The sequence below is a fragment of the Polaromonas sp. P1_E3 genome (assembly GCF_056405935.1).
In genome coordinates this window covers 1-1,960 of record NZ_JBFUBD010000460.1, presented here as the reverse complement: position 1 = coordinate 1,960, position 1,960 = coordinate 1, and the positions used below count along the sequence as shown (strand labels likewise).

Here is a 1,960-nt window from a genome sequence, read left to right as displayed (position 1 = left end):
GAGGCGGGTCTGCGCGCGTTTCACGAAGACGACGTATGGGGCGGCTTGCAGGCCATGCTGGACTGCGACGTTCCCATCGTTGCGCAGATCGAAGGCAACTGTATGGGCGCCGGCGTTGAAATTGCCAGCTGCTGCGATATCCGGATTGCCGGTGATACGGCAAAGTTCGGTGCGCCCATTGCCAGGCTCGGCTTCCCGATGGCGCCGCGCGAGGCTGCGCTGGTGATGCGTGCTGCCGGAGAGCTGACCGCTCGGGAGATGCTTCTTTCGGCTGCCGTTCTGGGAGCCGCCGAGATGAAGCAGCGCGGCTTTCTCAATCAGGTTGCGCCTGGCCGGGACGTCGAGGCCCTGGTCAACGCTTGCGTGGATCGCACCTGCGCCCTTGCCCCCGGCGCTGCGCGCCTGAATAAACAGACATTTCGGGCCCTGGCGCCCATTGGCTGTGCGCCAGCAGCTATTGATTTAATAGCAACCGCTTACCGCTATGCGCCTTCTGCCGAGCATCGCGAAGGTATTGCCGCATTCACCGAAAAGCGCCCACCCCGGTTTGACCGCCGGGCGGCCGAAATTCCAACCATAGCCAGCCTGACCCATGAAAAACCATAACCTGTTCGCGGCGCTTAGAGCCGCTTTCCCGTCTTCGCTCAATGAGGTCGCCGTCGAAACCGACAACGGCCTTTGCTACTCCTGGCGGGACCTGGAACGCGGTACCGCCATGATGGCCAATCTGCTGGCCTCGCTGGGCTTGCCTGAGGGGGCCAGGGTGGCGGTGCAGGTGGAAAAGTCGGTGGAAGCCATGATGCTCTACCTGGCGACCCTGCGCGCGGGCTATGTCTTTCTGCCGCTCAACACCGCTTACCAAAGCGCCGAGATCGAATACTTCATCGGTAACGCCGAACCTTCCGTCATGGTCTGCAGCAGCAAGAATTTTGGCTGGGTCAGCAAGATCGCTTTCAAGGCCGGCACACAAAACGTCTTCACCCTGGACGATGACCGAACGGGCTCGCTGCTGGATCGCGCAGCGCATTGCAGCGACCAGCATGAGGTGGTGGCACGGCGGGAGGACGACCTGGCCGCCATCCTCTACACCAGCGGTACCACCGGCCGCAGCAAGGGCGCCATGCTCTCGCACGGCAACATGTTGAGCAACGCGCTGGTGCTTAAAGATGCCTGGGGGTGGAAGAAGGGCGATGTGCTGATCCATGCCCTGCCGATCTTCCATGTGCATGGGCTTTTTGTGGCCATTCACGGTGCGCTTATCAACGGCAGCAAGATGATCTGGCTGGCCAGGTTCGACCCCAAACTCGTGGTAAAAAAACTGCCCGAAGCCACCGTCTTCATGGGTGTGCCCACGCTGTATGTGCGCCTGCTGGCCGAGCCGGGGCTGACGCGCGAGGCCTGCCGCAACATGCGGCTCTTCGTGGCAGGTTCGGCGCCCCTGCTGATCGAAACCTTCAGCGAGTGGAAGGAACGCACGGGCCACACCATCCTGGAGCGCTACGGCATGTCGGAAACCGTCATGCTCACCTCCAACCCCTATCAAGGCGCCGAGCGGCGCGGCGGCACAGTGGGTTTTGCGCTCCCTGGGGTCAGCCTGCGTGTGCAGGACGAGGGCGGAAAGTCTCTGCCGACCGGAGAGATCGGCGGCATCCAGGTCAAGGGGCCGAACATCTTCAAGGGCTACTGGCGTATGCCCGAGAAAACCAGGGAAGAATTTACCCCGGACGGCTACTTCAAGACCGGTGACGTGGGCAAAATCGACGAGCGCGGCTACATCGTCATCGTGGGCCGCAGCAAGGACCTGATCATCAGCGGCGGCTACAACGTTTATCCGGCGGAAATCGAGGGTTACATCAACGACATGCCTGGCGTGGCGGAAAGCGCGCTGGTGGGCGTGCCCCACCCGGATTTCGGGGAGGTCGGCGTTGCCGTTGTGATTCCAAAGCCCGGCGCMACACTG

The 1,960-nt window shown here is 62.3% G+C and carries 2 protein-coding genes; both read left to right on the top strand.

Annotated elements, in window-relative coordinates:
- Positions 1-606 (top strand): enoyl-CoA hydratase/isomerase family protein (locus AC1D0Z_RS20535; RefSeq protein ID WP_477660017.1); only part of this gene is annotated, 606 nt, incomplete at its 5' end.
- The coding region (locus AC1D0Z_RS20530) for a malonate--CoA ligase (RefSeq protein WP_477660016.1) at positions 593-1,960 on the top strand (1,368 nt) is incomplete at its 3' end. The genes AC1D0Z_RS20535 and AC1D0Z_RS20530, both read left to right, overlap by 14 nt.